This window comes from Billgrantia desiderata (genome assembly GCF_900108215.1).
In the GTDB taxonomy this organism is placed as follows: Bacteria; Pseudomonadota; Gammaproteobacteria; order Pseudomonadales; family Halomonadaceae; genus Halomonas; species Halomonas desiderata.
In genome coordinates, this window is record NZ_FNVC01000013.1 from 95,738 (window position 1) to 118,749 (window position 23,012).

Annotated in this window: 27 protein-coding genes and 2 pseudogenes; 13 read left to right on the forward strand and 16 right to left on the reverse strand. The window is 60.5% G+C overall.

What is annotated here, in order from left to right; genetic code table 11:
* Positions 1-15: 15 nt before the first annotated feature.
* The 3 genes and pseudogenes from luxS to C4S71_RS13110 all read right to left on the reverse strand — a co-directional run bounded on the left by luxS (position 16) and on the right by C4S71_RS13110 (position 1,872).
* A complete protein-coding gene (gene luxS / locus C4S71_RS13100; RefSeq protein WP_086511227.1) occupies positions 16-540 on the reverse strand; it encodes an S-ribosylhomocysteine lyase in 525 nt (174 codons plus the stop codon).
* A gap of 90 nt (positions 541-630) precedes the next feature.
* Positions 631-777: pseudogene (locus C4S71_RS13105) on the reverse strand (GTP cyclohydrolase, FolE2/MptA family); the annotation flags it as partial.
* A 12-nt stretch (positions 778-789) separates the two neighbouring features.
* Positions 790-1,872, reverse strand: coding sequence for a CobW family GTP-binding protein (locus tag C4S71_RS13110; RefSeq protein ID WP_103969427.1), 1,083 nt, complete (start codon positions 1,870-1,872; stop codon positions 790-792).
* Between the two features lie 362 nt (positions 1,873-2,234).
* Here C4S71_RS13110 and C4S71_RS13115 point away from each other — a divergent pair, with 362 nt between their 5' ends.
* Positions 2,235-2,441: a cold-shock protein gene (locus C4S71_RS13115; RefSeq protein ID WP_086511223.1), complete on the forward strand. Its 207-nt coding sequence runs from the start codon at positions 2,235-2,237 to the stop codon at positions 2,439-2,441.
* Positions 2,442-2,534: 93 nt separating this feature from the next.
* Here the strand turns inward: C4S71_RS13115 and C4S71_RS13120 are convergent, their stop codons facing one another.
* Entirely contained in the window at positions 2,535-3,146 is a 612-nt protein-coding gene (locus C4S71_RS13120) for an NAD(P)-dependent oxidoreductase (RefSeq protein ID WP_103969428.1), read from the reverse strand.
* Between the two features lie 148 nt (positions 3,147-3,294).
* Between C4S71_RS13120 and C4S71_RS13125 the strand changes: the two genes are divergently transcribed.
* Positions 3,295-3,666, forward strand: coding sequence for a winged helix-turn-helix transcriptional regulator (locus C4S71_RS13125; RefSeq protein ID WP_086511221.1), 372 nt, complete (start codon positions 3,295-3,297; stop codon positions 3,664-3,666).
* Here C4S71_RS13125 and C4S71_RS13130 read toward each other — a convergent pair.
* The 6 genes from C4S71_RS13130 to C4S71_RS13155 all read right to left on the reverse strand — a co-directional run bounded on the left by C4S71_RS13130 (position 3,663) and on the right by C4S71_RS13155 (position 9,072).
* Positions 3,663-4,091, reverse strand: coding sequence for a hypothetical protein (locus C4S71_RS13130; protein WP_103969429.1), 429 nt, complete (start codon positions 4,089-4,091; stop codon positions 3,663-3,665). The genes C4S71_RS13125 and C4S71_RS13130 overlap by 4 nt on opposite strands.
* A gap of 63 nt (positions 4,092-4,154) precedes the next feature.
* Positions 4,155-4,793 carry a LysE family translocator gene (locus tag C4S71_RS13135; RefSeq protein WP_103969430.1) on the reverse strand — a complete coding sequence of 213 codons (639 nt, stop codon included), beginning with the start codon at positions 4,791-4,793 and terminating at the stop codon, positions 4,155-4,157.
* 70 nt (positions 4,794-4,863) lie between these two features.
* A complete protein-coding gene (locus C4S71_RS13140) occupies positions 4,864-6,225 on the reverse strand; it encodes a sensor histidine kinase (protein WP_103969431.1) in 1,362 nt (453 codons plus the stop codon).
* A gap of 113 nt (positions 6,226-6,338) precedes the next feature.
* On the reverse strand, positions 6,339-7,493 hold the full coding sequence (locus tag C4S71_RS13145) for an alpha/beta hydrolase (RefSeq protein WP_103969432.1): 1,155 nt from the start codon (positions 7,491-7,493) through the stop codon (positions 6,339-6,341).
* Between the two features lie 71 nt (positions 7,494-7,564).
* Positions 7,565-8,251 (reverse strand): response regulator transcription factor, encoded by a 687-nt coding sequence (locus tag C4S71_RS13150; protein ID WP_103969433.1) that lies wholly within the window; start codon positions 8,249-8,251, stop codon positions 7,565-7,567.
* On the reverse strand, positions 8,251-9,072 hold the full coding sequence (locus C4S71_RS13155) for a MipA/OmpV family protein (protein WP_103969434.1): 822 nt from the start codon (positions 9,070-9,072) through the stop codon (positions 8,251-8,253). The genes C4S71_RS13150 and C4S71_RS13155 overlap by 1 nt, the downstream gene beginning before the upstream one ends.
* Before the next feature lie 317 nt (positions 9,073-9,389).
* Between C4S71_RS13155 and C4S71_RS22725 the strand changes: the two are divergent.
* Positions 9,390-9,470 (forward strand): annotated as a pseudogene (locus C4S71_RS22725) (AraC family transcriptional regulator); the annotation flags it as partial.
* 19 nt (positions 9,471-9,489) lie between these two features.
* On the opposite strand, the gene C4S71_RS13165 reads toward C4S71_RS22725, so the two are convergent.
* The 3 genes from C4S71_RS13165 to C4S71_RS13175 all read right to left on the reverse strand — a co-directional run bounded on the left by C4S71_RS13165 (position 9,490) and on the right by C4S71_RS13175 (position 11,673).
* Positions 9,490-10,053, reverse strand: a complete 564-nt coding sequence (locus C4S71_RS13165) for an alpha/beta hydrolase family protein (protein WP_235014372.1) — start codon at positions 10,051-10,053, stop codon at positions 9,490-9,492.
* Between the two features lie 229 nt (positions 10,054-10,282).
* Complete coding sequence (locus tag C4S71_RS13170; RefSeq protein WP_103969435.1) at positions 10,283-10,966, reverse strand: type 1 glutamine amidotransferase domain-containing protein; 684 nt, start codon at positions 10,964-10,966, stop codon at positions 10,283-10,285.
* Between the two features lie 104 nt (positions 10,967-11,070).
* On the reverse strand, positions 11,071-11,673 hold the full coding sequence (locus tag C4S71_RS13175; protein WP_086511213.1) for a TetR/AcrR family transcriptional regulator: 603 nt from the start codon (positions 11,671-11,673) through the stop codon (positions 11,071-11,073).
* Positions 11,674-11,899: 226 nt separating this feature from the next.
* Between C4S71_RS13175 and C4S71_RS13180 the strand changes: the two genes are divergently transcribed.
* The gene (locus tag C4S71_RS13180; protein ID WP_103969436.1) at positions 11,900-12,469 is read left to right on the forward strand and encodes a tetratricopeptide repeat protein; all 570 of its coding nucleotides are present in this window, start codon (positions 11,900-11,902) and stop codon (positions 12,467-12,469) included.
* 18 nt (positions 12,470-12,487) lie between these two features.
* On the opposite strand, the gene C4S71_RS13185 is transcribed toward C4S71_RS13180, so the two are convergent.
* On the reverse strand, positions 12,488-13,375 hold the full coding sequence (locus C4S71_RS13185) for a LysR family transcriptional regulator (RefSeq protein WP_103969437.1): 888 nt from the start codon (positions 13,373-13,375) through the stop codon (positions 12,488-12,490).
* Between the two features lie 140 nt (positions 13,376-13,515).
* Here C4S71_RS13185 and C4S71_RS13190 point away from each other — a divergent pair, with 140 nt between their 5' ends.
* The 8 genes from C4S71_RS13190 to C4S71_RS13225 all read left to right on the forward strand — a co-directional run bounded on the left by C4S71_RS13190 (position 13,516) and on the right by C4S71_RS13225 (position 19,242).
* Positions 13,516-14,130 (forward strand): glutathione S-transferase family protein, encoded by a 615-nt coding sequence (locus C4S71_RS13190; protein ID WP_103969438.1) that lies wholly within the window; start codon positions 13,516-13,518, stop codon positions 14,128-14,130.
* Between the two features lie 30 nt (positions 14,131-14,160).
* Positions 14,161-14,571 (forward strand): VOC family protein, encoded by a 411-nt coding sequence (locus C4S71_RS13195; RefSeq protein WP_103969439.1) that lies wholly within the window; start codon positions 14,161-14,163, stop codon positions 14,569-14,571.
* Positions 14,572-14,740: 169 nt separating this feature from the next.
* Entirely contained in the window at positions 14,741-15,106 is a 366-nt protein-coding gene (locus C4S71_RS13200) for a hypothetical protein (protein WP_103969449.1), read from the forward strand.
* Positions 15,107-15,283 (forward strand): DUF1289 domain-containing protein, encoded by a 177-nt coding sequence (locus tag C4S71_RS13205; protein WP_086511194.1) that lies wholly within the window; start codon positions 15,107-15,109, stop codon positions 15,281-15,283.
* 66 nt (positions 15,284-15,349) lie between these two features.
* The gene (locus tag C4S71_RS13210; RefSeq protein WP_103969440.1) at positions 15,350-15,892 is read left to right on the forward strand and encodes an HD domain-containing protein; all 543 of its coding nucleotides are present in this window, start codon (positions 15,350-15,352) and stop codon (positions 15,890-15,892) included.
* A 456-nt stretch (positions 15,893-16,348) separates the two neighbouring features.
* Entirely contained in the window at positions 16,349-17,590 is a 1,242-nt protein-coding gene (locus C4S71_RS13215; RefSeq protein ID WP_103969441.1) for an NAD(P)/FAD-dependent oxidoreductase, read from the forward strand.
* 217 nt (positions 17,591-17,807) lie between these two features.
* Positions 17,808-18,644, forward strand: a complete 837-nt coding sequence (locus C4S71_RS13220) for a PAAR domain-containing protein (RefSeq protein ID WP_103969442.1) — start codon at positions 17,808-17,810, stop codon at positions 18,642-18,644.
* Positions 18,634-19,242, forward strand: coding sequence for a hypothetical protein (locus C4S71_RS13225; RefSeq protein WP_103969443.1), 609 nt, complete (start codon positions 18,634-18,636; stop codon positions 19,240-19,242). Before C4S71_RS13220 ends, C4S71_RS13225 begins: the two co-directional genes overlap by 11 nt.
* Positions 19,243-19,703: 461 nt before the next feature.
* Here C4S71_RS13225 and C4S71_RS13230 read toward each other — a convergent pair whose 3' ends face one another.
* On the reverse strand, positions 19,704-21,920 hold the full coding sequence (locus C4S71_RS13230) for a hypothetical protein (RefSeq protein WP_103969444.1): 2,217 nt from the start codon (positions 21,918-21,920) through the stop codon (positions 19,704-19,706).
* 13 nt (positions 21,921-21,933) lie between these two features.
* Positions 21,934-22,650, reverse strand: a complete 717-nt coding sequence (locus C4S71_RS13235) for a hypothetical protein (protein WP_200825292.1) — start codon at positions 22,648-22,650, stop codon at positions 21,934-21,936.
* 92 nt (positions 22,651-22,742) lie between these two features.
* Between C4S71_RS13235 and C4S71_RS22885 the strand changes: the two genes are divergently transcribed.
* A partial coding sequence (locus C4S71_RS22885; RefSeq protein ID WP_307718942.1) for a helix-turn-helix domain-containing protein occupies positions 22,743-23,012 on the forward strand: 270 nt, incomplete at its 3' end.

Below are 23,012 nucleotides of genomic sequence, written 5' to 3' on the forward strand. Positions count from 1 at the left end.
ACTTCATCGGCCCGCTCAGGCGTCGGGATTGCCCAGCGCTCTCAGCCGCTCGGCGCTCAGCGCGAGATCGGCGTTCTTGTTGACCCCGATGCCGCGCTCGATGATGCTCCGCGCGATCTCCTGGGCTTCTTCCAGGGAGTGCATCACGAAGGTACCGCACTGGTACTCGTTGAGTTCGGGGATGTCTTCCATCCGCTTGACGTTGAGGACGTCCTGCATCGCCGCCAGCCAAGCCTCGCTGACACGCTCCTCGCTGGGGCTGCCGAGCAGGCTCATGTAGAAGCCGGTGCGACAGCCCATCGGAGAGATGTCGATGATCTCGACGTCCTTGCCGTTCAGGTGGTTGCGCATGAACCCCGCGAACAGGTGCTCCAGGGTGTGGATGCCCTTCTCACCCATCATGTCTTCGTTCGGCTTGTTGAAGCGCAGATCGAACACCGTGATGGTATCGCCGGACGGCGACTGCATGGTCTTGGCGACGCGAACGGCCGGGGCGGCCATGATCGTGTGGTCAACGGTAAAGCTATCGAGTAAAGGCATGCTCAATCCTTCTTGCCGGTCAGGTTCGCCGAAACCCCCATAGTAGCATGGGATGCCCACCGGCCCGGAATCGACGTTGACCGCCTCCCGTCAGGAGCATGACGCAGCGCCCCAGTTCCACTCGCTGCACGCCACGGCGTCGTGGGCATGCAGGCTTTCGGCATGCACCACGCGCAGCCGGAACCCGCCGATGCCGGGCTGCTCGCGCAGGGCGTGGTGCAGGCGACGCGCAGCGTCCCCCTAGTCGTTTCACGTCGCCTGGGCAGGCTGAAAGTACTCGAACAGCCAGGTGACCGCCTCGGGCTCGACGCCGTTGGTGATGAACACGAAGCGCGAGATACCGTCGCGGCACGCCTCCACCGGCAGCGGCTCCGGCGGGTGGAAAATGTGCTGCACGCCGTGCAGTGCCAGCGGCTGCTCGCGCCCGGCCACGTTCACGATGGCCTTCACTCGCAGGATCTTCTCACCCAGCAGCGACATTAGCAGATCGAGCCAGTCCTCCAACAGCTCCGCGGCGATGGGTTGTTCGACGGTGAAGCAGAAGGAGCGAATCTGCTCGCCGTGGCGGGTCAGTGAAGGGTTGGATGCCGGTGCCACCATCGAGACCAGGCTGCCGACATTCGCCGGTGCCGCACCGCCGGCGGGCGTAATCTGCGCATAGGAAGCGGCGCTCAGCCACTGCTCCGCACGGCGCTGCTGAACGGGCAGGCTGCCGCCCGTCAATTGCTCGACCGCCACCTCGCCGTGGCGTACCTGCAGCTGTTCGGCAGCCGGGTTGATCCGAGCGAGATGTTCGCCAAGCCGGGTCAGCCGCTCCTCGTCGACCAGATCCCCCTTGGTGATCAGCAGCCGGTCGGCAACGGCGGCCTGACGCTGCGACTCCCGGTGGGCATTGAGCGTCGAGATACCGCTGGCGGCATCCACCAGGCAGATCACACCATCCAGCACCAGGCGATGGGCCAGCCAGTAGTCGGTCATCAGGGTGTGCAGAATGGGCGCCGGATCGGCAAGCCCGGTGGTTTCGATGATCACCCGCGAGAAAGGCTCGCCGCCCGCCCGTTCGATGGCATCGAAAGTCTTCTGTACGGTGCGGCTCAAGTCGCCGCGGATGGTGCAGCACAGGCAGCCGCTGCTCATTTCCACCACGCTGTTTTCATCGCTCTGGGCGACCAGACGGTGGTCCAGGCCGATATCGCCGAACTCGTTGATCACCACCAGCGCATTGCTCATCGCCGGCTGACGCACCAGACGGTTGAGCAGCGTCGTCTTGCCGCTGCCGAGAAAACCGGTCAGCACGGTAACGGGAATCGGATCCTGGGTATCGAAGCTCATGGAATGCACCGTAACGGGGAATACGCCGCAGCAGGAAGCGCTGCGCCAACGCCTATTTTGTTATGTTATAACAACCCTGGGAATACACAAGCCCAGCCGATCCTGACAGCACCCTTCACTGCGGTTTTTTATTAACTTCAACGAAAACATGCCCTTCACGTGAATACCGAAAAACAATCGAGAAAGGCTTTGACCCAGGCAAACAAGCATGACACCGTGGGTTCAGTTGGTAGGCAAGCAACAAAGTTTCAGTAGCGTTCGGATTCGTTCGGCAGCCCTGTGATTTCATCTTGTTTTACCCACTACTCATCTGGGTAACACCAGAAATATTGCAAGGCGCCTAGCGCAAAAGGAATTCGATTATGACGACTGGAACAGTCAAGTGGTTCAACGACTCCAAAGGCTTCGGCTTCATTACTCCGGCCGATGGCGGTGATGACGTTTTTGCCCACTTCTCCGAAATCCAGGAAGAAGGCTTCAAATCCCTGCAGGAAGGTCAAACCGTCTCCTTCGACGTGACCCAGGGAAAGAAAGGCCTCCAAGCCTCGAATATCAAGCAAGTCGCATAACCTAACGGTTAAACGATTTGTCGAACCTCTGGGTTCGATGACAAGGCCCGCCTAGGCGGGCCTTGTTGCGTTATGTACATGAACCGGTATTTATCAATACCCCACGGTGAAGCGCTGGCGCACATGGGCAGGGCGCTCGAGCTCATCGACCAGGGCAATGGCGTAATCCTCGAACGAGATGCTGGAGCCGTTTTCATTGGCCAGCAGCGCATCCTTGCCCAGGCGGAAGATGCCGGTGCGCTCTCCCGGTACGAACAGTGCCGAGGGCGAGAGAAAGGTCCAGTCGAGATCCTTTACGCCTTTCAGATATTCCAGAAAAGCCACGCCGGCACTTGCCTCCTCGAAGTACTCGGCCGGAAAGCTCGGCTGATCGATCAGGCGCTGACCCGGCGCGACCTCCAGGCTGCCGGCCCCACCCACGACCAGATAGCGTTTCACCCCGGAGTCGCGCACCGCACCGATCAGCGTATCGGCATCGCTGGTGGCGAAATGCACCGAGCTGATCACCGCATCGTGCCCACGCAGCATTTCGGCCAGCCCGGCGCGGTCGTGGACATCCCCCGGCTGAGTCATCACGCCCGACAGGCGCTCGATGCGTTCGGGATGACGGGCGATGGCCGTCACCAGGTGGCTCCGGTCGGAGAGTTCCGCGAGGATACGGGAGCCGGCATTGCCGGAAGCACCGATGAGAGCGACGTTGGCCATGACTAAGATTCCTTTGGTTTGCTTTATGCACCTGGTCTACCTTGTAGACCTAAATGGCAAACTATGGTACTTCTCAGCCATTCGCAAGAAGTCACCGCCGTGCGACCCGGTCATACCGTCATGACCCTTGGGCACTACAGGAGCTTCCATGCCACTCCAAGAGCTGAAAAAATTCGAGCCCGACACCCCCTGCCCCATCCGTGACGTACTCGACCGCATCGGCGATCAGTGGAGCGTGCTCGTGCTGCTCACCCTGCGGCCCGGCACCCGCCGCTTCAACGAACTGATGCGCGAGATCGGCGACATCTCCAAGCAGATGCTCTCGCGCACCCTCAAGCGCCTGGAGCAGGACGGCTTCATCACCCGCACGGTCTATCCCGAAGTGCCCCCGCGGGTGGAGTACAGCCTCACCGAACTCGGCCACTCCTTCCTCGAACCGATGCGTGCACTGGTCGCATGGGCCGACCAGAACCACCACGCCATCGCCGAGGCGAGAGAGCGCTATCGGGGTGGGAATTAAGGAAGCCGCGCGGCGCGCTGCGGATGGCACAGATAGCGAAGGTGAAGAAAGGGGATGAGCAGCGGGCTGGCGAAGATGCCCAAGGCAACGATGATCACCCACTCTTCCGGCTCCCAGCCCAGCGCCAGCAGCCCGACCAGCACCAGCGAGACGAGCGTCAACCCCGCCCCGGCGCAGGCCGCCCGCCACCACCACATGGAGCGCTCGCGCCTAAGCAGGAATGCGACCGCCACGCACCACAAGCCAGCGATGCCCAGGGTACCGACGAACACGAAGAGGATGATCGCCACCTCCTGCATGCCCCAGGGAAAGCCCACCGTAAGCAGCAGCCCCAGGCCGAACACGAGGCAGAACGCACTGACCGGTAGCGCCAGCAGGAGCATCTCGGCCACCACGAGGCCACGGTGTAGGCGATCTCTGTTCATACGGCCTCTGACCGACGGCTCAGCGAGACGCTACGTGCTGGCCCCGGGCTCGGCGCCACCGCCTCACTTGCTCGCACTGGTGGCAATCAGCGTGCCCCCGGCGCCCAGAAAGAGCCCGCCCGTGGTGCGATGAAACGCCCGCAACCTGCCGGGGCTGTCGAACCAGCGTCCCAGCCCCGCGCCGGCGGTGGCATAGAGCGTCATCAGCGTGGTGTCGATGACCAGCCAGGTCAGCGCCAGAATGGCGAACTGCAGCACCTGCGGCTCACCGATGGTGATGAAGTTGGGAAACAGCGCCGCAAAGAACAGCAGATCCTTGGGATTGCCGATGCCCACCAGAAACCCCTGACGGAACAAGCCGCTGGCAGGGCGCACGCTGGCCGGCGCCGGCTCGCTGACCGCAGCAACCGGTGAACTGGGCGCGGCGAGCCAGGCCTGGAGCCCCAGATAGGCCAGATACGCCCCGCCCAGCAGCTTCAGCACGAAGAAGGCCGTCTCCGAGGTGGCAAGCACCGCCCCGAGGCCCAGCGCGGAGAGCGTCATCAACACCAGCGAAGCCACGCCGCCACCGAGCACGGTGGCAAAGGCTCGGTGGCGGCCGAAGCGCAGGCCATGGGTGGTGCACAACAGCGCCACCGGTCCCGGGAAGATGATCAGGGCCGTGATCACGCCCACGTAGGTTATCCAGGTCCACCACTCCATCACCAAGCCTCCTTGGCTCGTTCATTTGTTCGCCGCGCCGACGGTATATCAGCTTATCCTATCGATTGGCTCAAGGACGATTCAAAAGACGAAATCGCAGCCCCGGCTCGGCCGGCTCCGCCGTGAGTTGCCAGCCATGCGTCATGGCGATCTCCTGACAAATGGCCAGGCCTAAGCCTGCTCCATGGTCGCGCCGATGCGCAGCGCGCCAGAAGCGTTCGAACAGCAAAGGGAGTTGTTCTGCATCCACGCCGGGGCCCCTGTCCCGCACGGTCACCGTATCGCCCTGAATCTCCACGCTAACAGAGGTCTGCGCGGGCGCATGCTGGATGGCGTTCTCCAGCAAGTTCTTCAGCAAGGTGAAGCAGGCCGCGCGGTCCGCTCTCCATTTCACGTCGCCGACAGCACGCACCGCCAAGTGCACGTCGGCGATTTCCGCCATGCGCTGCAAGTAGGAAGCGGCATCTTGGGCGACCTCCTGCATCCTGACGGTGGTGAAGTGGTAATTGTTCGCCTCGCTGGCTTCCGCCAAGAGCAGAAGTTGCTGCACTTGGCGCGTCATGTATTCGACGTCGCTCAATAGCGAGTCGTTGTCGTTCTTGCCATCCTCTCTCAATTCTATTTGAGCGCGGATCAAGGCCAGTGGCGTCTTGAGCTCGTGTGCCGCATTGCCGAGAAACTCCTGCTGCACGCGATAGCCCCGCTCGAGACGTTCCAGAGCTCGGTTGAAGCTATCCACGAGAGGCGCAATCTCCGACGGCACCGCCGCGGTCCTCAACCTAGCGTTGAGGGAGCGCGGAGAGATGGCGGCAGCGGTTTCCGAAACGTCACGCAGCGGCTTGAGGGTATAGCGCAAGGTGATGAAGGCACACAGGCCGAAGGCCATGAAAAAGACGATGCCAAATACCGTGATGCCAACGATCATTCGCGGCAAGGCAACCTTGTCGAGGATGCTCATGAACCGCGCACTGGCGGCAAACTGCAGAAACCACCGGCGCCCCTCATGCTGCAGGGGCTGCGTGGCGCCGTAGAAGGTATTGCCCTCATGCTCGAAGGTAAAATGTCTGCTCGTCATGCGGAGCAGATCATCGCCGGGTGGCCAGAACGCCTCGCTGGCGCTCGAGGAAACCGCCACGTTTCCGGCGTCATCCAGGATCCGATAGGCCGTTTCACGTTGCGGACCCTCGTATAGCCAGGCGCGGTCGTCCAGGCGCGAGTCGAAGCCGATGGGGCTGCCATCGCGGTCGAAGACGACGTTATCCTTCAGCGCCTCCACGGCATTGACCATATCCATTCGGGCCAGGAGGTTGGTTTGGAGCACCACCACCGCAGCGACCACCAGCAGTGCCATGCTGAGCGCCATGCCCGCCACATAAGCCAGCAGAATTTTGAGGCTCAGGCTATTCAGCGCCATCGGCTTCATGAAGCGCATAGCCCAGCCCCCTGACGCTAATGACGATCACACGCAGTGCTGCACCCCGGGGGAGTCGTGGTCGACGGAGGCGGTGTGGCATAGGAGGCGCCTCGAGTTGAGTAGCAGTCGGATTAACTATCACCGGTCACCTCCCGGATACTGTCTAGGAGATCGAGAAAATAGGGGTTCCAGGTCAGGCGGGCATGGTATTTTTCCGCTGCAACCTGACCCCATGCCCCGAACCACAAGGTGTCGGTATTCTCGGGGATGGGAATGCCATCTTGGCCATTATCAAATATGATGTGGCTGCCCATTTCACCGTAATAGAAGTTCTCGGGAGCAAATAGCACGTTCATATGGGAAAAGGTGCTGATGCGCCGGTCGGGCAAGCTGCTGGCCAGGACGGTGACACGTGGATCGTCAACGTGCTGTGGGGTGTCGCCGTACCAGACGAAGCGTGATTTTTGGTTGGAAAAGCGGTCTTGAAAGGTAGCGAGTGTCGCATTGGGATCAAGAACGCTGTCATGCTGGCTCATCGTGATCAGAACGGGCTTGTCAAAACGAGCGGTCTTGAGATCTTTTTGCACGGTTTTGACTGAACGGTAATAAAGTGCGGCCCCACGAGTAGGAAGGGACTGGTAAGTGGCGATATTGTTCTCGTCATCGATATCGATCCAGTCCCACAGATAGGAAATGACTGGGGCGATGAATAAATAACCGTTATCGGGATAAAATCCAGGGGAAAACAGTAGCAGCCCGGCGACATTCTCGTCTCTTAGCGCATGGGAGGTGACCAGGTTTCCGCCAGTAGAGAAGCCGCCCAACCAAAGCTCTTCTACCTCAGCTGCCAATAGACTGGCATGATGGGCAACTACGTTTTGCCAATCATCAAAGTCGGGCAGCATCAGATCGGCGGGACGGCTACCGTGTCCGGGAAGCAGGATAGAGCGAACAAGCCAGCCATCATTCGCCAAGGCATCGGCCATGTCAGTGAAGTACCACGGGCTTGCACCCAGCCCGTGAACGAACAGAATGCCTCGTTTTGCCGGCTCATCGGGCCGTCGTTCGAAAGGCGTATTGAACTCTATCTCAAGGTTGCGATCTTCATGAAGAAAGACGCGGTTATCGGCAATCCATGCGCGAGTATCGCTCACATACTGTTCGAAGCTTTCCTGATCGTAGGACGACAAGCTCTCTGAAGGCTGAAAAAGAGGGGAGTCCGGCGGCAACGCGCAGGATGCCAGAACCACAAGGGGAAATAGCAGAAAACAAAGACGAGGCAGCATAATCCCTCCATCAAAGGGTAATTATCATCTTAGAGAATGCCGCCTAGGTCAGCAGAATCTTGAGGCTCGGGCTATTCAACTCCGCCATCCTCCCGAAGCGCATAGCCCAGCCCCCTGACGTTGACAATGCGCTGGCGCGAGCCGATGGCCAGTAGCTTGCGGCGCAGCCGGTGCAGGGCCACGTCCAGGGCGTTGGGGGTCACCGCTTCGCTGAGCCCCCACGCAGCCGCTTCCAGCGCGCTACGCCGCACGACCTCTTTCGGCTTGTTCAATAGCAGCTGCATGATGTGTCGCTCCGCCTGGGAGAGCGCTACGCTTCCATCGCCGCTGCACAGCACGCCGCTTTCGGAACTCAGGGTCAGATCTCCATGGCAGGCGTCGAGCGAGCGGAACTCCACGGGACGGCGCAGCAGTGCCCGAACACGCGCCACCATCTCATCCATGGCGAACGGCTTGGGCAGGTAGTCGTCGGCGCCGGCTTCGAGACCCTGTACGCGGTCGTGAAGCGCATCGCGTGCCGTCAATACGAGGCACGGTACGCCAAGACCGGCCTTGCGCAGCCTATGCAGCAAGCTGAGGCCATCGCCATCCGGCAACCCCCGATCGAGAACCAGGGCCTGGTAGGAGATCTGCTGAATCGCCGTCCAGGCGCTGTCGATGCGGCCGGCCACGTCCACGGCAATGCCAGCGGCCTCCAGCCCCTGGCACATCAGCCGGGCCAGGCGGTCGTGGTCCTCGACCAGGAGTATGCGACTCATCAGAAGCGGTACATGTAGCCAAGGTAGATACTGTTGACGGTCGAGCGATCCACCAGCGGGCTGTCCTTTATCTCATCCGCCAAGCTCGTTACACCGCCACCCACGAGCACGGAGTGGTGCTTGTCGAACATGTAGACGCCACGCACCCCCGCCTCGATGTTGACGCCCGCTTCCCCTACATAGGCAGGGCGGTCGAGACGGGCCTCGCTTTCACGCACCCCAAAATAGTAGTCGACCGTTTTCTCGTCCTGCCAGCTTGCCCCTACGTGTGGGGTGAATAGCACATGGTTGCCGAAACGCCAGGTTCTCTCCAGGCCGAGACTGGCGATCTGGCCGTTGCTGTTACCTGAAACGTCGGCCAACCACTCGGCACTGACATCGATGAAACTGGTGCTCCACTCCACTACGCCCCCCGCCCAGAAGCCGCCTCTGCGCTTTTCCATGCCATTGAGGATCGGGGCGTCGCCCTCTTCGTAACCGCTTCCGTCGTACTCGCCGACGATACCGAAGCTGAGCTGTTGGGAATCACCGATATCGAGACTCGGAAGTTTGAACTCGATCCGGGGCCCGAACAGATGCACGTACTGGTTCTCGAACTGGAGCAACGGTAGTGCCGTATTGTCGCGCCCGATACCGGCATAAGGCTCCTGCGCGCTCAAGACGCCGAGCCCCAACGCCCAGGTCATTGACGACTCGGCATCGCCCGGCGCTTGGGCCATCGCCGTTACCGGGCCCCCCAGGCCCATGGCAAGCAACGCAACGGCCGTCACCCGCACGGCAGAACCATGAGCGATCGAGACAAGCGGATACGATGAAGGCATGTAGGTTTCTCACGCAATGTGGAAGGAACGCCAGTTACTTTAACTCTCGCTGCTGTCTTCTTACTGAAAACTTACCGAAAGGCCTTATTCGTTCCGCTGCACCGGTAAGTGTTCTGAAAGATGCATAGGCGGAGAGGCTCGTCTCAGAAGAGACGAGGACACGGTATGCTCCCACTCATCGATGTCATTCTCGTTGACTTCATGTTCCGCCACCGTGCGGCAGGCCATCAGCCGTCATTGTTTCGGGGGGGCATGATGCCAGAAACACGCACATTCACGGCTGCTGCGGCCGGTTGAAATACCTGCTTGCCTGGCGCATGGCGTTAGCCAAGGATTTGCGGCGCAGAGAGAAGGACAGCATCACTGACGTCGCAGAGCGAGTTGGCTACAGCTCCGCAAGCACGTTCAGTGTTGCCTTCACACGCCATGTGGCTGTGCCACCCGCCCGCTATGCCCGGGATACTGAGCTCGACAGAGTGCCGCCGGCCGAAGCCAACCCATTAACGGCGGCCGAATCCATCGCTTGAGCCGAAGCTCATAGGTGACGCTGAAAGAAATCGACCAAGCATCGAAGCCACCGCACACCACGTCCGGCGGACTGTGCGCCGCCACGGCCTCGGGAATGCCGGGCATCTCATCCCTGGCCATCAAGGAGGTGAGCAACAAGGCATGCTCGGCGCCGCGTGAGACACCGTAGAGACCCCCGACGAAGGGAAAGTCGCGCAGCGCGGCCAACGCCTGGGCGGTGCGATCCAGCGGGCAGTCGACGATATGCCCCGCATTCCAGGCATTGCCACCGCTGGAGTAACCGAACGGAAAGGCCAGAAAGCCATGGGCCGCCAGAATCGCAGCGTTGCGGTGACTCCAGCCCGACCAAGCCCCTTCTGAGCCATGCAGCACCATGATGGCGGGAAAAGGACCGCCCCCGGGCGGCCCATAGGTGGTGCCCCACTCTGGCAGCGGAGTTGGGGCTCGTGGCACGGTGTGGAAGAGCTAGCGCAACAAGCAATCGCCGAGGGTCGGCTGATCCGCGTGCTGGCCGATTGGTCGCCCAGCTATCCGGGCTTCCACCTTTGCTACGCCGCTGGGGTTGCGCTAGCGCCGGCCGCTCGAGCGATTGTGGATGCCCTCAAGGCACAGGCCCGTCACGCGTAGCGGCAGGCTTGCTACGTTCGAGCATCCACAATCACTTTTTGCAGTTAGACGATTGTCATCCTTTGTTCAACTGCTCGAGCAGCAGCTCCGCAGTAGGAGCCGAAGACGCCGGGTTCTGGCCGGTGATCAGCAAGCCGTCGCTGACCACATACGCCGCCCAGTCATCGCCACGAGAGAAATTGCCGCCCTTGGCCTTGAGTTCGTCTTCGACCAGGAACGGCACCACCTCGGTGAGTTCGACAGCCGCTTCTTCGGTGTTGGTGAAGCCGGTGACTTTCTTGCCTTCCACCAGCGGGCGGCCATCGGGCTGCTTGACGTGACGCAATACGCCCGGCGCATGGCAGACCAGCGCCATCGGCTTGCGCGCGGCGAGGAAGGATTCGATCAGCGCGATCGAGTGCTTGTCCTCGGCCAGATCCCAGAGCGGGCCGTGGCCGCCCGGATAGAACACCGTATCGAAGTCGGCTTGATTCACGCTATCCAGGCGCACGGTCGCCGCCAGCTGCGCCATTGCCTGCGCATCGGCTTCGAAGCGGCGGGTGTCGTCGGTCTGGAAATCCGGCTCGTTGCTCTTGGGATCGAGCGGCGGTTGGCCTCCCTTGGGCGAAGCCAATACGATCTCGGCACCGGCATCCTTGAAGACGTAGTAAGGAGCGGCCAACTCCTCGAGCCAGAAGCCGGTCTTGCGGCCGGTGTTGCCGAGCTGGTCGTGCGAGGTCAGAACCATCAGAACTTTCATACTGTTTCTCCAAGTCGAGAGCAAAAAACCAATTAGACCGGTCGTCTAGAAAGTGAACATAAAAATGCACTTCCAGAGAAGTGCGGCTGCCTCTTCCCTTCCGGTCAGCGGGGAAGATGCAGTATCTGCCGAGTGGCGCGCATGGCCATCTCGAAAGGCTGGTCATTGCGGACGACTTTCACCATCACGCTAGCCCCTAGCCACAAATGGTAAAGGCTCTGTGCCGCGGCATCAGGCGTGTCATCGACGGACAACGAGCCTTCCGCCACGCCAGCTTCGATAGCACGCGCCAGTCGATCGATGATACCGGCCGTCCCTCGTTTGAGCGCCAGGCGCATGGTCTCCGACAGATCGGCGACTTCTGCCCCCAGCTTCACCGTCAGGCACTTACCCTGGCAGTCCAAGGCGGATTGCGTCTCCTGCCAGCTTTGCCAGTAGCCCATCAGGCGCTGGGCCATATTCAGGCCCGGCGTGCTCAACGTGGCATCCAGGTCGGCCAGATAGTTCTTGAAGTAGCTTTCGAGCAGAGCTTCCCCGAAGGCATCCTTCGAGCCGAAGTAGTGATAAAACGATCCCTTCGGGACGCCTGAGGCGGTCAAGATTTCGTTGATACCAACAGCGGAAAATCCCTTGCCGGCCATGATTCGCTGGCCATTGGCAAGAATGCTCTCGCGGACATCGTTGGTTTCGATAGTGGAAGTGGTCATGGGGCAATCATAGCCCCAATTAGACCAGTCGTCTAGTCATTCTAGCTTCTGCATTGCGCGAGTGAAGTCACGGACATGACACAGCAGCTCCCTTTTTGTAAGCCCAGGCTGAAATTTCTGTAAGCCATATCTCAACCCTGCCCTCACACGTGGCCAGCTGCACCAAGCGAGCAATAATCCTTTCATCACGTCATGGACAGGAAGCCAAGGGATCAGGATGAACCCAATGAAGATCGGCACTATCTCGCTCACCGCCCTGTTGCTTGCCGCCAGCTTACCGGCCAGCGGCGAGCCACCGGCGTACTACCAGGAACGTGCCAGCGCGGCGGTCATGGAAGCCCAAGGAGATGCGGAGCAGCTCGAAGAGGCGCTGGCGATCTACGATGAGGGGCTGGAACGACACCCCGACGACACCGAGCTTCGCAGCAGCCGAGCCAACCTGCTCGCCGGCATGGGCCGCTACGAAGAAGCCAAGCGCGACCTGGACGTGTTGCATGAAAAGGGATTGCACAAGGAAGGACTGCTGCTGCGCTGCATGCTGCAGGAGCGCATGGAAGGCGCCACGGATGACGCGCTGGCCTGCTATGCCGAGGTGGAAGCCGCCTACGTCATGGCCAGCGAGCCCGACTCACAGCCGGACGCCAACCATCTGCTGGCAGCCCGCCTGGCCGGTTCGCCCGAGGCGGAGTCACTCTTGTTGGAGTGGCAGGCCAGCGGCAATGCCGCGCAGGAGCCGATGCTGGCGGAGATCCTGGAGATGGAGCGGGGGGAGCTGATACGGCAACTACTGCCCTGAATACCAGACCAGCACCGACTATAACGACACTCCCTGCAAATGCTGCCTGGCGGCATCGATGAAGGCGCGCACGTTCGGATGGTCCCGGCGGCCGCTCTGGAACAGCAGTGAGATGGGCAGCGCGGGGGCAGTGTCGTCGCTCAGGATGGTCTCGAGCCGCCCTGCCTCGACATCCTCGGCGATCTGATAAGAGAGCGTGCGCACCACGCCGAGCCCGGCGACCGCAGCGGCAATGCCGGCGTCCACGTGGTTGACCGACAGCCTGGCAGGGCGCCCGGTACGCCGGCCTTCGTCCAAGCCCAGCCCGCGCTGCGACACGGCCTCATCCTCGATCAGAATCAGATCATGTTCGCGCAGATCGGCCAGCGAGGTCGGCCTGCCACGTTCAGCAAGATAGGCCGGGCTCGCGCTCAGCACCCGCCGCACCTGGCCGATCCTCAGCATGTGCAGCGAGCTGTCCGGCAGTTCGGCGATGCGCACGGCAACGTCGATGCCCTCCTCCACCAGACGCACCACCCGATCCAGCAGCAGCAGCCGGACCTGCAGCTCGGGGTACTGCCGCAGCAGCTCCACCACCACCGGCAATACGTGCAGCCGGCCGAACATGACCGGCGCCGTTACCGTCAGGGTGCCGCGGGGCGCCGAGCGATTGCCGCGCACACTGTCAAACGCCCCATCGATCTCGGCCAGCCCCGCCCGGCACCGCTCCAGGAACAGCGCCCCCTCCTCGGTCAGCCGGACGCTGCGCGTGGTACGCCTCAACAGCTGAACCCCAAGGCTCGCCTCCAGCGCCGCGATGGTCCGCGTCACGGTAGTGGGCGACATCTTCAAACGCCTCCCCGCCTCGGCAAAGCTCGACTGCTCCGCCACGCAGATGAAGGTCCTCAGCGTTCGCAGCCTGTCCATTGCGCCTCCTCGCCCTCGCCAGCCCGCCACCGAGCATTATCGTCGAAAACCGCAATGATGAAGTGCGATTTCGACGGATTCTCGCATTCATTGACAAGAGACAGAATGCAAAAGACACAAAAACCCCGAGGACAATCCCCATGAAGCTCTACCACTTCCCACTCTCAGGCCACGCGCATCGCGCCGCACTGTTCCTCTCCCTCGCCGGCGTCGAGCACGAGCTGATCGAAGTCGATCTCGCCGCCGGCGCCCACAAGCAGCCGGAATTTCTTGCCCTCAACACCTTCGGCGAAGTGCCGGTGCTCGACGACGACGGCACCGTCATTGCCGATTCGCTGGCGATTCTCGTCTACGTGGCCAGGAAGATCGGCCCTTCCCACTGGCTACCGACCGAGCCCGCCGACGAGGCGCAGGTGCAGCGCTGGCTCTCGGTGGCGGCCGGCAAGATCGCCTACGGTGCCTGCGCCGCCCGGCTGATCACCGTGTTCGGCGCCCCCTTCCGTGCCGAAGAGGTGATCGAGCGTGCCCACGCCACCCTCGCCGTGATGGAAAAAACGCTGGAAGGCCAGCGCTGGATCGCCGGTACGGCCCAGCCCACCATCGCCGACATCGCGCTTTACAGCTACGTCGAACGCGCCCCCGAAGGCAACGTGGATCTCTCCGGCTACCCCAGCGTGCGGGACTGGCTGCGCCAGATAGAAAGCCTGCCCGGTTTCGTCCCCTTCCAGCGCACCCGCGCCGGGCTCGAAGCCTGAACCATCCCCTTGTCACCAGGAGCCATTACCATGCGTTTCGATACCCTACGCCTCGATCACATTGGCATCCGCGTCACCGATCTCGCCACCGCCGAAGCCTTCTACGCAAAGCTGGGCTTCCTGCGCGACCCCGAAGAGTTCGCCCCCGAGGCCAAGGCCTGCGGGCTCGTGCACCCCACCGGCCTGCGCATCCATCTGATCTACAACGGCGAGCCCGCCGAAGTGGGCAACGTGCTGCTGGACGCCCCGATCAAACGGCCCGGCTACACCCACGCCGCCTTCATCGTCGAGAGCATGGACGAACTGGTGGCCTGGCTGGCACGCGAAGAGATCGAGATCACCGAAGGGCCGGTCACAATGGGCCACGGACGCCGTAGCGTCTGCTTCATCCGCGACCCCGACCGGAATGTGCTGGAGTTCAACGAGATCCTGACGCACTAGAAAACCAGCAAGCCATGATGTACTCCATGGGGCCACGGATGGCCCCGTATCTCCAACCCTGCCCGTGCTATCGGGATGTAGGGCAGTGAACTGTGTGGCTCAGCCCGCTAAAGTGGGCATCATGATCGCCAATGAGTCCTGGCTGGCGGCCAAACGTTTTGGAGATGCAATGATTGCCAAGAAAGAGCGCGGCAAGATGGAGCGACGGCTGAGCGCTGCGCTGACCCACGCCTGCGAGCAGGCCAAACCCCTGCTGCCCGGCTTCTGCTGGCTGACCCACGAGGTCGATTACCAGCGCTTTCCCGAAAGCCTGGTGGTGACCTGGGTGTTCGACACCCACCCCAACCTGGCGAATGCGCTCAAGGGCGATGCCCGGCGTTACATCGCCGACCTGACCGCCGAGGCACTGGCCGAGGCCGGTCTCGATGTCGGCGACGCCTCGCGGCACCTCGATTTCGACAGTGAAGAAGCCTGTGAACGAGAGCACGGCGGCGACTGGCAGCGCAGGCTACGCACCAAGCCAACGAGGCATTGAATGGCAAAGAAGATCGAAAGCCCGTGCGTCTCGATATGCCAACTGAAAGGCGATCTCTGCATCGGCTGCGGCCGCACGATCGAAGAGATACGCCACTGGAAAGCCATGAAGCGGCCGGAAAAGATGAAAACGGTGAAGCGCGCCGACGAGCGCCTGAAGAAGATCCCGCACGATTGATTGGCAGGTGAAGGTAGAGCGGCAGAAGATGGAGTGGCACAAGGTGAAACGGAGAGAACTGCCGGAATGAACGACATGATCGAACGGGCGGCGCTATTCAGCCGTGCCGCCCATCAGGCCGTGGGCCAGCGGCGCAAGTACACCGGCGAGCCCTACTGGCAACATCCGGCGACCGTGGCAGAGATGGTGTCGGCCGTGGAGGCAGCGACAGCGGAGATGATCGCCGCCGCCCACCTGCACGACGTACTCGAAGATACCGCCGTAACGGCGCTGGACATCGAGGAGTGCTTCGGCCAGCGCGTCGCCACCCTGGTGCAGGAGCTGACGGATCAATTCATCGATCCGGAAATCGGCAACCGCGCTCACCGCAAGGCGCTGGAGCGCGACAGGCTGGCTCAGGTCTCCCCGGAGGCGCAGACCATCAAGTACGCCGACCTGATCGACAACACCATCAGCATCGTCGCGCGGGACCGCGGCTTCGCCCGGGTCTACCTGGCCGAGAAGCGCCGGCTGCTGGAAGTGATGACAGCAGGAGACCAGGCGCTGAGGCGTCAGGCATGGAGCGTATTGACGGAAGGCGAAGCGAAGATTCGCGGCATTGCGCGATGAACAACGCAGCCGCCCGGGCCCCATCGCTACCGTTCACGAAAGACTGGCAAGAACGACCGTACAAAAGTTACCGAGCGGTAATTTTCCCGCGAACCGAGCCTTGATCACCATGGGAGATTACCGAGCGGTAATTTTCCCGTTGCGAGCCGCCGGAATCAGCACCCGTCCCACCCGCCCTTGATCAGAGCCTAGCCAGATCATGCCAGACCATGGCGGCCCTCAGTGCAGCACCTACACTATCGGTAATGGCACAAGCAGGCCCAACAGCCAGCCACAAACAAAAATCCCATCCACCCCCATAGCCACGGGCAAATATTCTGCCATGGCATGCAGATATGGTGTCTTTATCTTAATTTTCAGCAGGTAGCCGACTTTCTGGGAAGTGCTGATAAACTCCGCGCAATGACAGGCTCTGCCCCGGCGGAGCTTCCATATTCCATCGGCAGGGAGTCCTTCATGGCCCGCAAAATCATCGTTCTTGGTGCCGGCATGGTCGGCGTATCCGTAGCCTGGCATCTGGTGCGTCGCGGTCATGACGTCACGCTGGTGGACCGCCGCGAACCGGGCCTCGAGACCTCCTTCGGCAATGCCGGCATCATCCAGCGCGAGGCGGTGCGCCCCTACGCCTTCCCCCGCGATATCGCCACCCTGCTGCGGGTGGTGCCCAACCGCCAGGTGGACATCCGCTACCGCCCCACCGGCATGCTGAGCGCGGCGGGCCCGCTGCTGGACTACTGGCTGAACTCGAGCGGTAAGCGCTACGAGCGCATCGTGACCGAGTGGGCATCGCTGATCATGCGCTGCCAGGATGCCCACGCGCCGATGATCGAAGCCGCCGGCGCCGAGGCGCTGGTACGCAAGGGCGGCTGGCTGGAGCTTTACCGCACTCAGAAGGAGTTCGAAGAGCGCCAGAAAGAAGCCCAGGAAAACCATGAGCGCTTCGGGGTCGAGTATGAAGCGCTGGACGCCGAGGCGCTCTACGCCAAGGAGCCGCATCTGGCCAAGGGGCTGGTCGGGGCGATCCACTGGACGCAGCCCTGGATGGTCTCAGACCCGGGCGGCCTGGTGCAGGCCTATGCCCGCAGCTTTGCCGCACAGGGCGGCCACATAAAGCAGGCCAGCGTCGAGGACGTGCTCCAGGTCGAGGGCGGCTGGCGAGTCAATACCAGCGAAGGCCCCATGGAGGCAGAGCAGGTAGTGGTAGCCCTGGGCCCCTGGGCCGGAGAGCTGCTGGGAAGGCTGGGCATGAAAGTGCCGCTGTTCGTGAAGCGCGGCTACCACATGCACTACTCCGCCGAAGGGGATGCCAAGCTCAACCACTGGGTGATGGACGCCGAGAAAGGCTTCCTGCTCGAACCCATGCGCGCCGGCATTCGCCTGACCACCGGCGCCGAGCTGGCCGACCTGGAATCGCCGCCCCAGTACAAGCAGCTGGCCGCCGCCGAGAAGGTGGCACGCAAGCTGTTCCCGCTGGGTAAACGCCGCGACAGCCAGCCCTGGAAAGGCGCCCGCCCCTGCCTGCCCGACATGAAACCGGTGATCGGCCCCGCCCCCAACAAGGAAGGGCTATGGCTCGCCTTCGGTCACGGCCATCAGGGCTTTACCCTCGGCCCGGCCACCGGCGAACTGCTCGCCCAGATGATGGATGGCGAAGAGCCCGCGGTGGATATGGCCCCGTTCCGGGTCGACCGCTTCTGAAGGTGAGGCAACTACCCCACTACGAAAACGGGCGCCCTTGAGGCGCCCGCTTATGTAAACAATGGCTGGAGTTGGGTCGCCAGCACATTAGCTCTGTAAGATATTTCTCCCCCTGCCGTAAGCGATTTCTCAAATTCCCACCCAGCGGTAGCCAAGGAACCAAATCTAGCGATAATCGATAACCGCACCATGGGCATGGAATAGAAGGGAAGAAACCATGGATCTTGCGAAGGTTGGCGACAAGGTAGCTTGCTCCTGCAAGGGTGGACCGCATCGGATCGTTTCCGGTGCAAGCACTGCCAAGGTAGACGGCATTCCCGTCGCCAGAGTCGGCGACAAGAGTTCCTGTGGCGCCAGCATTACCTCCGGCGTGGCGTGGTACCCAATCGAGGGCTCAGCTGCAGCCATCGATGGCAGCGCTACGTCGTGTGGCGGTTACGTCGAAGCGGCTTCTACCATAGTCACCGGCTCCCCTACTGGAGTAAGCTCACAAGCAGCAGGCTCGCTAGCGCGTATGCGTTCGCTTAAGGTGCCCGGAAATCAAAACGACTCATTCACGACCTCGTTTGCCGAAAACTCCCCAGAAGCTGAATACGAGTATGTCGCCTCTGAAACCGAAGTGATCATGAATCAGCCAGCCTACCTCTTCGTCGAAGGTATTGGCAGTAATGGCGGATATATCTTTCGGGTCCATGTCACGATTAGAGATAACACGCTTCATCTATCGGCACGTGGTGGAGCAATCGCAGCACAAACCCCAGGAGGTGGCACGGCCATTCTAGCCATGCGCGCCGAGCTCAGAGATGGCGATCAGTTACTGGAATCAGCAGTTCTTCAGAATAACGGAATCAATGCTTGGCCGGATGAACCTCTATATAGACCGGTAGGCCACGCCTCCATTTCCTTACCCGAACCACAGCCTGGCAAGACGCTTTCTCTTTACCTCCAAGGCACCTTCCAGTACCAGACCAGCGCAGGATCAGCAGCACCGATGCCACCCAGCACAAGCAAAACGATTTCCATTCAGGCAGTTGAGAAACAGCATGCTCCGTAAATTATTTTTAATCACTTCGCTGACTCTTCTCCTCACGGCCTGCCAGGAAGGTAGAGGCAATGATCTCGCTAGCGATTCCATCGAGCTTCAAAGGAAAGCCAACGAAGAAACTGCTCGCGGCATTGCAGAGAGAAACAATGAGAGACTGGAAAAAGCGAAAATTCTTATCGAGCAATCGCTTGAGGCCGATCCCAGGAATCACTTCGCGCTGATAAACAGAGCTCAAATTGCTATCTATCAAAAAAACTACGAGCTTGCTCTAAGCACTGTGGAGCAAGCTTATGACATCGCGCCGAGCAATGACTCTCTTCCCCTTTTCCGCTGCATGCTGATAGAAGAAGTCGAGAGCAATGAAAGCGCGAGGGAGTGCTACTCAGCAGTCGAGGAAAGCTACGCCGAGCGGCACGAACTAGGTGGAGAAATCCCCGCCAATTGGATGAGCGCGGCTATCCTTGCCGACAGCCATGCTGCGCTTGAGCTGGCCGAAGCATATCTTGAACAGGAAAAGGCCAAGGGCGTGATGGAAGCAGAGTTTGCTGAGGTGACAATCGAGAGCCTCCAAGATGGAAGCTATGTGGATCAAGTAATGATGCGGTAGCAGCCTTTATCGGATAGTTACCACCCAACCAAACTCAGAAATTATCAACGCGAGCTAAGGAAGCGCTAAACAACACAACCGCAGCTGCCTGGCAGCCACCAGTGAGGTAGATACTGGCCTTTCCCCCATTATCTGACAGAGTCTGATTAAGCTGATCTTATTCGCCCAGGTCGAGCAAAAAGAACAATAAGAATATCGCCTGCAAGGAACGGCATAATAAGAGGCGTGAGGTTTGGGCATGGACTCATCCTTCCCAAAAGGATCGGGCATCCACCAAGGCGGGTCAACTTCAGAACAACGAGAGCACGTTCAATATCACCCGATCGTGCTTGCGGCAATCCGACCGTATGCAAATGGCTCTGAGCTCCAGCGGCATGTCAAGCCCGCCGATGCCGGGGAGCTCACATAAAAAAGCGCGCATCTCTTATAGGGGTTCCAGAGCGTCGAAAGCGCTTTCCAGGTCAGCATCCATCGTCTTCGTTGACCACTTCGAGGTAGCCACGAATACGCTGCCCCTTGTGAGTCGCGTCCTCCCGTGGCGCGGGCCCACCCTTCAGCACAGCACGAGACAACAACTGATTCTGCGCGATACAAGAGGTCTCGGGAATCATGATGCAATCAGGGCACGCTCCGCCGCCAGTGTCACAAAGCCGCCCCGAGTTGCAGCGATGTGTGGACGCTTCCAGCAGCCGCGAGAGGAAGCGGTTGTTCTCGTTGCGCCACAGAGAAGACAAGTTCCCGAGATCCATAGTCGTACCGTTTCGATACACGACAAATGCCAGGTCTAGCGGAAATATGTACTCACCCATTGAGCCCAGATCCAGGCCCGAGAGCTCTGCGACGTTCTTCATGAGTACGTGTGCATAAGTGTGTAGCAAAGTGTAGACGTAGCGATAGGTCGATGCATCCCCCTCTTTGAGCAAAGAGAAATACTGTCCAAACGGCTGCGCGACTTCCAACAACCGCCCGCCTAGCATGACCGAATCGAGTGCATCCCACGGTGGCAAGTCACGCACGCCGACTTCTTGGAGCCATGCATATACAGCATGTGGTTCCAAACGCACATACAGGGCCTCATTGGCCTGGGTGACGACATAGATAGGTCGCTTGCCATTACGCAGCGGTTCAAACAGCCGAAGCCGGACCGGCATGTCTTGTCCACGCTTTTCTAGGGTAGGCGTTGCCGACACTCGGGTGTAGCCGTGAGTAAATCGGCACAGGTCGAACTCCCGAATCAGGCCAAGCTCAGTCATCCCGAGCTTATTCATTAGCCGCTGCGTTTCCCTCTCTTGGGCCGCCTTGGCCGCAGCATCCTTAGGCGCCAGGTCGTTGTCGAGGTGATTGAAGCGCACGAAGGGCGCACGACCGCCTTCTGTCGCGGCCGAAAGCTTGCCACGGCTGAGAGCCTCATGTTCGACGGTTAGAACAAAAGGGTCGAATCGGCTGGTGTATTCTCTGCGAACCGAGAGCTGAGCCATCACGGCGGGGGGCAAGTCGACCATAGGCCGAACCAATGGTGGATCGCTCGTGGTCCAACGATTGACCAGCTTCCTGAGCTCATCATCCATGAGCTTAAACCCATCTATGTCACCGCTGCTCTCCGCCGACCTACGCATGCGCTGTATGCTCTCGTAGGACTGCCATTCGTCAGCCTTACCGGCTGCCAGTAGTGCCTCCTTCATCTCATTGGGCGTAAGTGCCGCGCCGCAAAAGCGGAACTTGGCCCCAATGAACGCAGCCAACTCCGCATGTTGTTGTGGCTCTAGGAGGGAGAGGAGTCGATGCTCCGTCTCTGGAAAGAGCACAAACTGCTCGGCTTGCGCGTAGTACGCTGATGATGCACGGTACGAAATAGGCTCCATGCGACGTTCGCTGATTCGCGTACTTGCTCGGTCCCGGAATATTTCTGTCGTGAAGCGGTCGTTCTGGCGCCATTCATTGCTGCGTTTGTGTCCATTTGCGCAATAGAAGTGCCACTGGCCAATTCGAGGCGAGTCAGTATTGAGTTTAAAATCTTTGCTGCCGCATTCCGCGCAAGCCTCACCACCTAACCACGCTTCGCTATTGCGGCTATTCCACTCCCACTTACCGGGTGTGGCTGGCATCCACTCACCTGACCAATGAACAAAGATGACGTCGAGCTGACGCCATTGACATGGGCCTTTGGCGTCTGGTGCCAAGCATTTAGCCTTGCGTAGATTACCGATGTTTCTCGCCAGATCCGATACCGATTCGAATCTCTTGAACAGCCGACATTTATTGCAGACGAAGGTCAGCGGAGATGGCGCATAGCCCATCCGCAGTGGGCTCAGGAATGTAAGACGGTCGCCACCTAGCGGGATAACCGAAGCGCCTTTGAGCAAGGCCTCATCAAGGCACTGATGTGGGTGGATTAGGCGATCCGGAGTACCTATCGAGTAGGCGCGACCGAACCAGCTCTGCCAGACTTCCTGCAGGCGAAGCATGATTTGTGCTTTGGTTTCTGATCCAATTGCCGCATCGTCGGTGGTTGCCGACAGGTCAGGAATCGACACGCAGGCGCCAAGGCCACCTTCAAACGTGAAAAAGGCTCCGGGTGCATAAGCGGAGCCTAACTGGCTGCGCGAGCGCGCCATTGTTGGTGCGTTCAGTGTCTTCTCGTCGTCATCCAACGCGTGGAAGGTTCCCCTTCTTGCCATGTCAGTCTCCCAACTACGAATTATCCAAACCGTCATTGTTAGCTACGCCGTGGCGCACCAGATCCATCACTAACTGCACTTCGCCGGGTGTTTGACTGCGTCCTTTAGTATCGCGGAAGGATGCCTGAATGATACCTCCTTGGTCCACGTCTCGTAGCGAGGTCATAGGTTTGAACATCGGGTCCGTCTGAGCCTGGAAATACCCATCCATCGTGCCGCTTCCCCAAAGTGGGCTGTTCCACGTGTTCCCGATAAGGCTTCTAGTCCACTGATCGATTCGCTGGCGGTAGTGCTCCTCTCCTTCGGGTGCAAACACACCGCGCAGACCCACCGCCGATTCGATGAAGCGATCGATTTCGTCGATGAACGCATCGCCCCTGGCGGAAAATTCGCGCCGCACGTTTGGGATGCAGCTGAAGTCCGGCGTCTTGTGCTTTTCGTTCTCGGGCAGACGTAGTAACTCCTGGCTGGGGACCACGCCCAGCAAGTACGCCTGGAAAAGGCTAGGGAATACACGCTCGATGGCACGCTCAGCCCATCGGTCGATGGCTGCGGGTTGAACCATACGCTCCAAGAAGCGGTGGAAGATGTCGAAGATGTGGACGATGTGACGGTCGCGGCGGCGCTGCGGCGTGGGCACCAGCACTACGAAGCCAATATGTGCGCGACCGACACGCGACGAAGCCTGGATGTATTCCGCGATGTCCGAGGGCATGCCTGCGAAAAACATTGAGTTGAACTCGTGTCAGGCGACACGTAAAACTGACCCCCAGGCGACACGGAAAACTGACCCCTCCGTGAGCTCACCTGGAGGGTCCATTGATGCAGCAACCCGGATATAACGTTCCCCACACTCAGGTACGAGGGGAACCGATGCAGAGCCCAGAGGATGTCGCCGCCATGCTCCGCCTGAAGGCCTGTGGCTGGGGCACTCAGCGCATCGCCGATGAACTCGGTGTCAGCAGGAACACCGTCAAACGTTATCTGCGCCAGGGCGGCTGGGCGCCCTACGCGAGCCCGAAGCGCAGCAAGTCGCTTGAAGGGTTTGAGGAATGGCTGAAGGCTCGCTTCCTGCAGCATGCCGGCAACGCC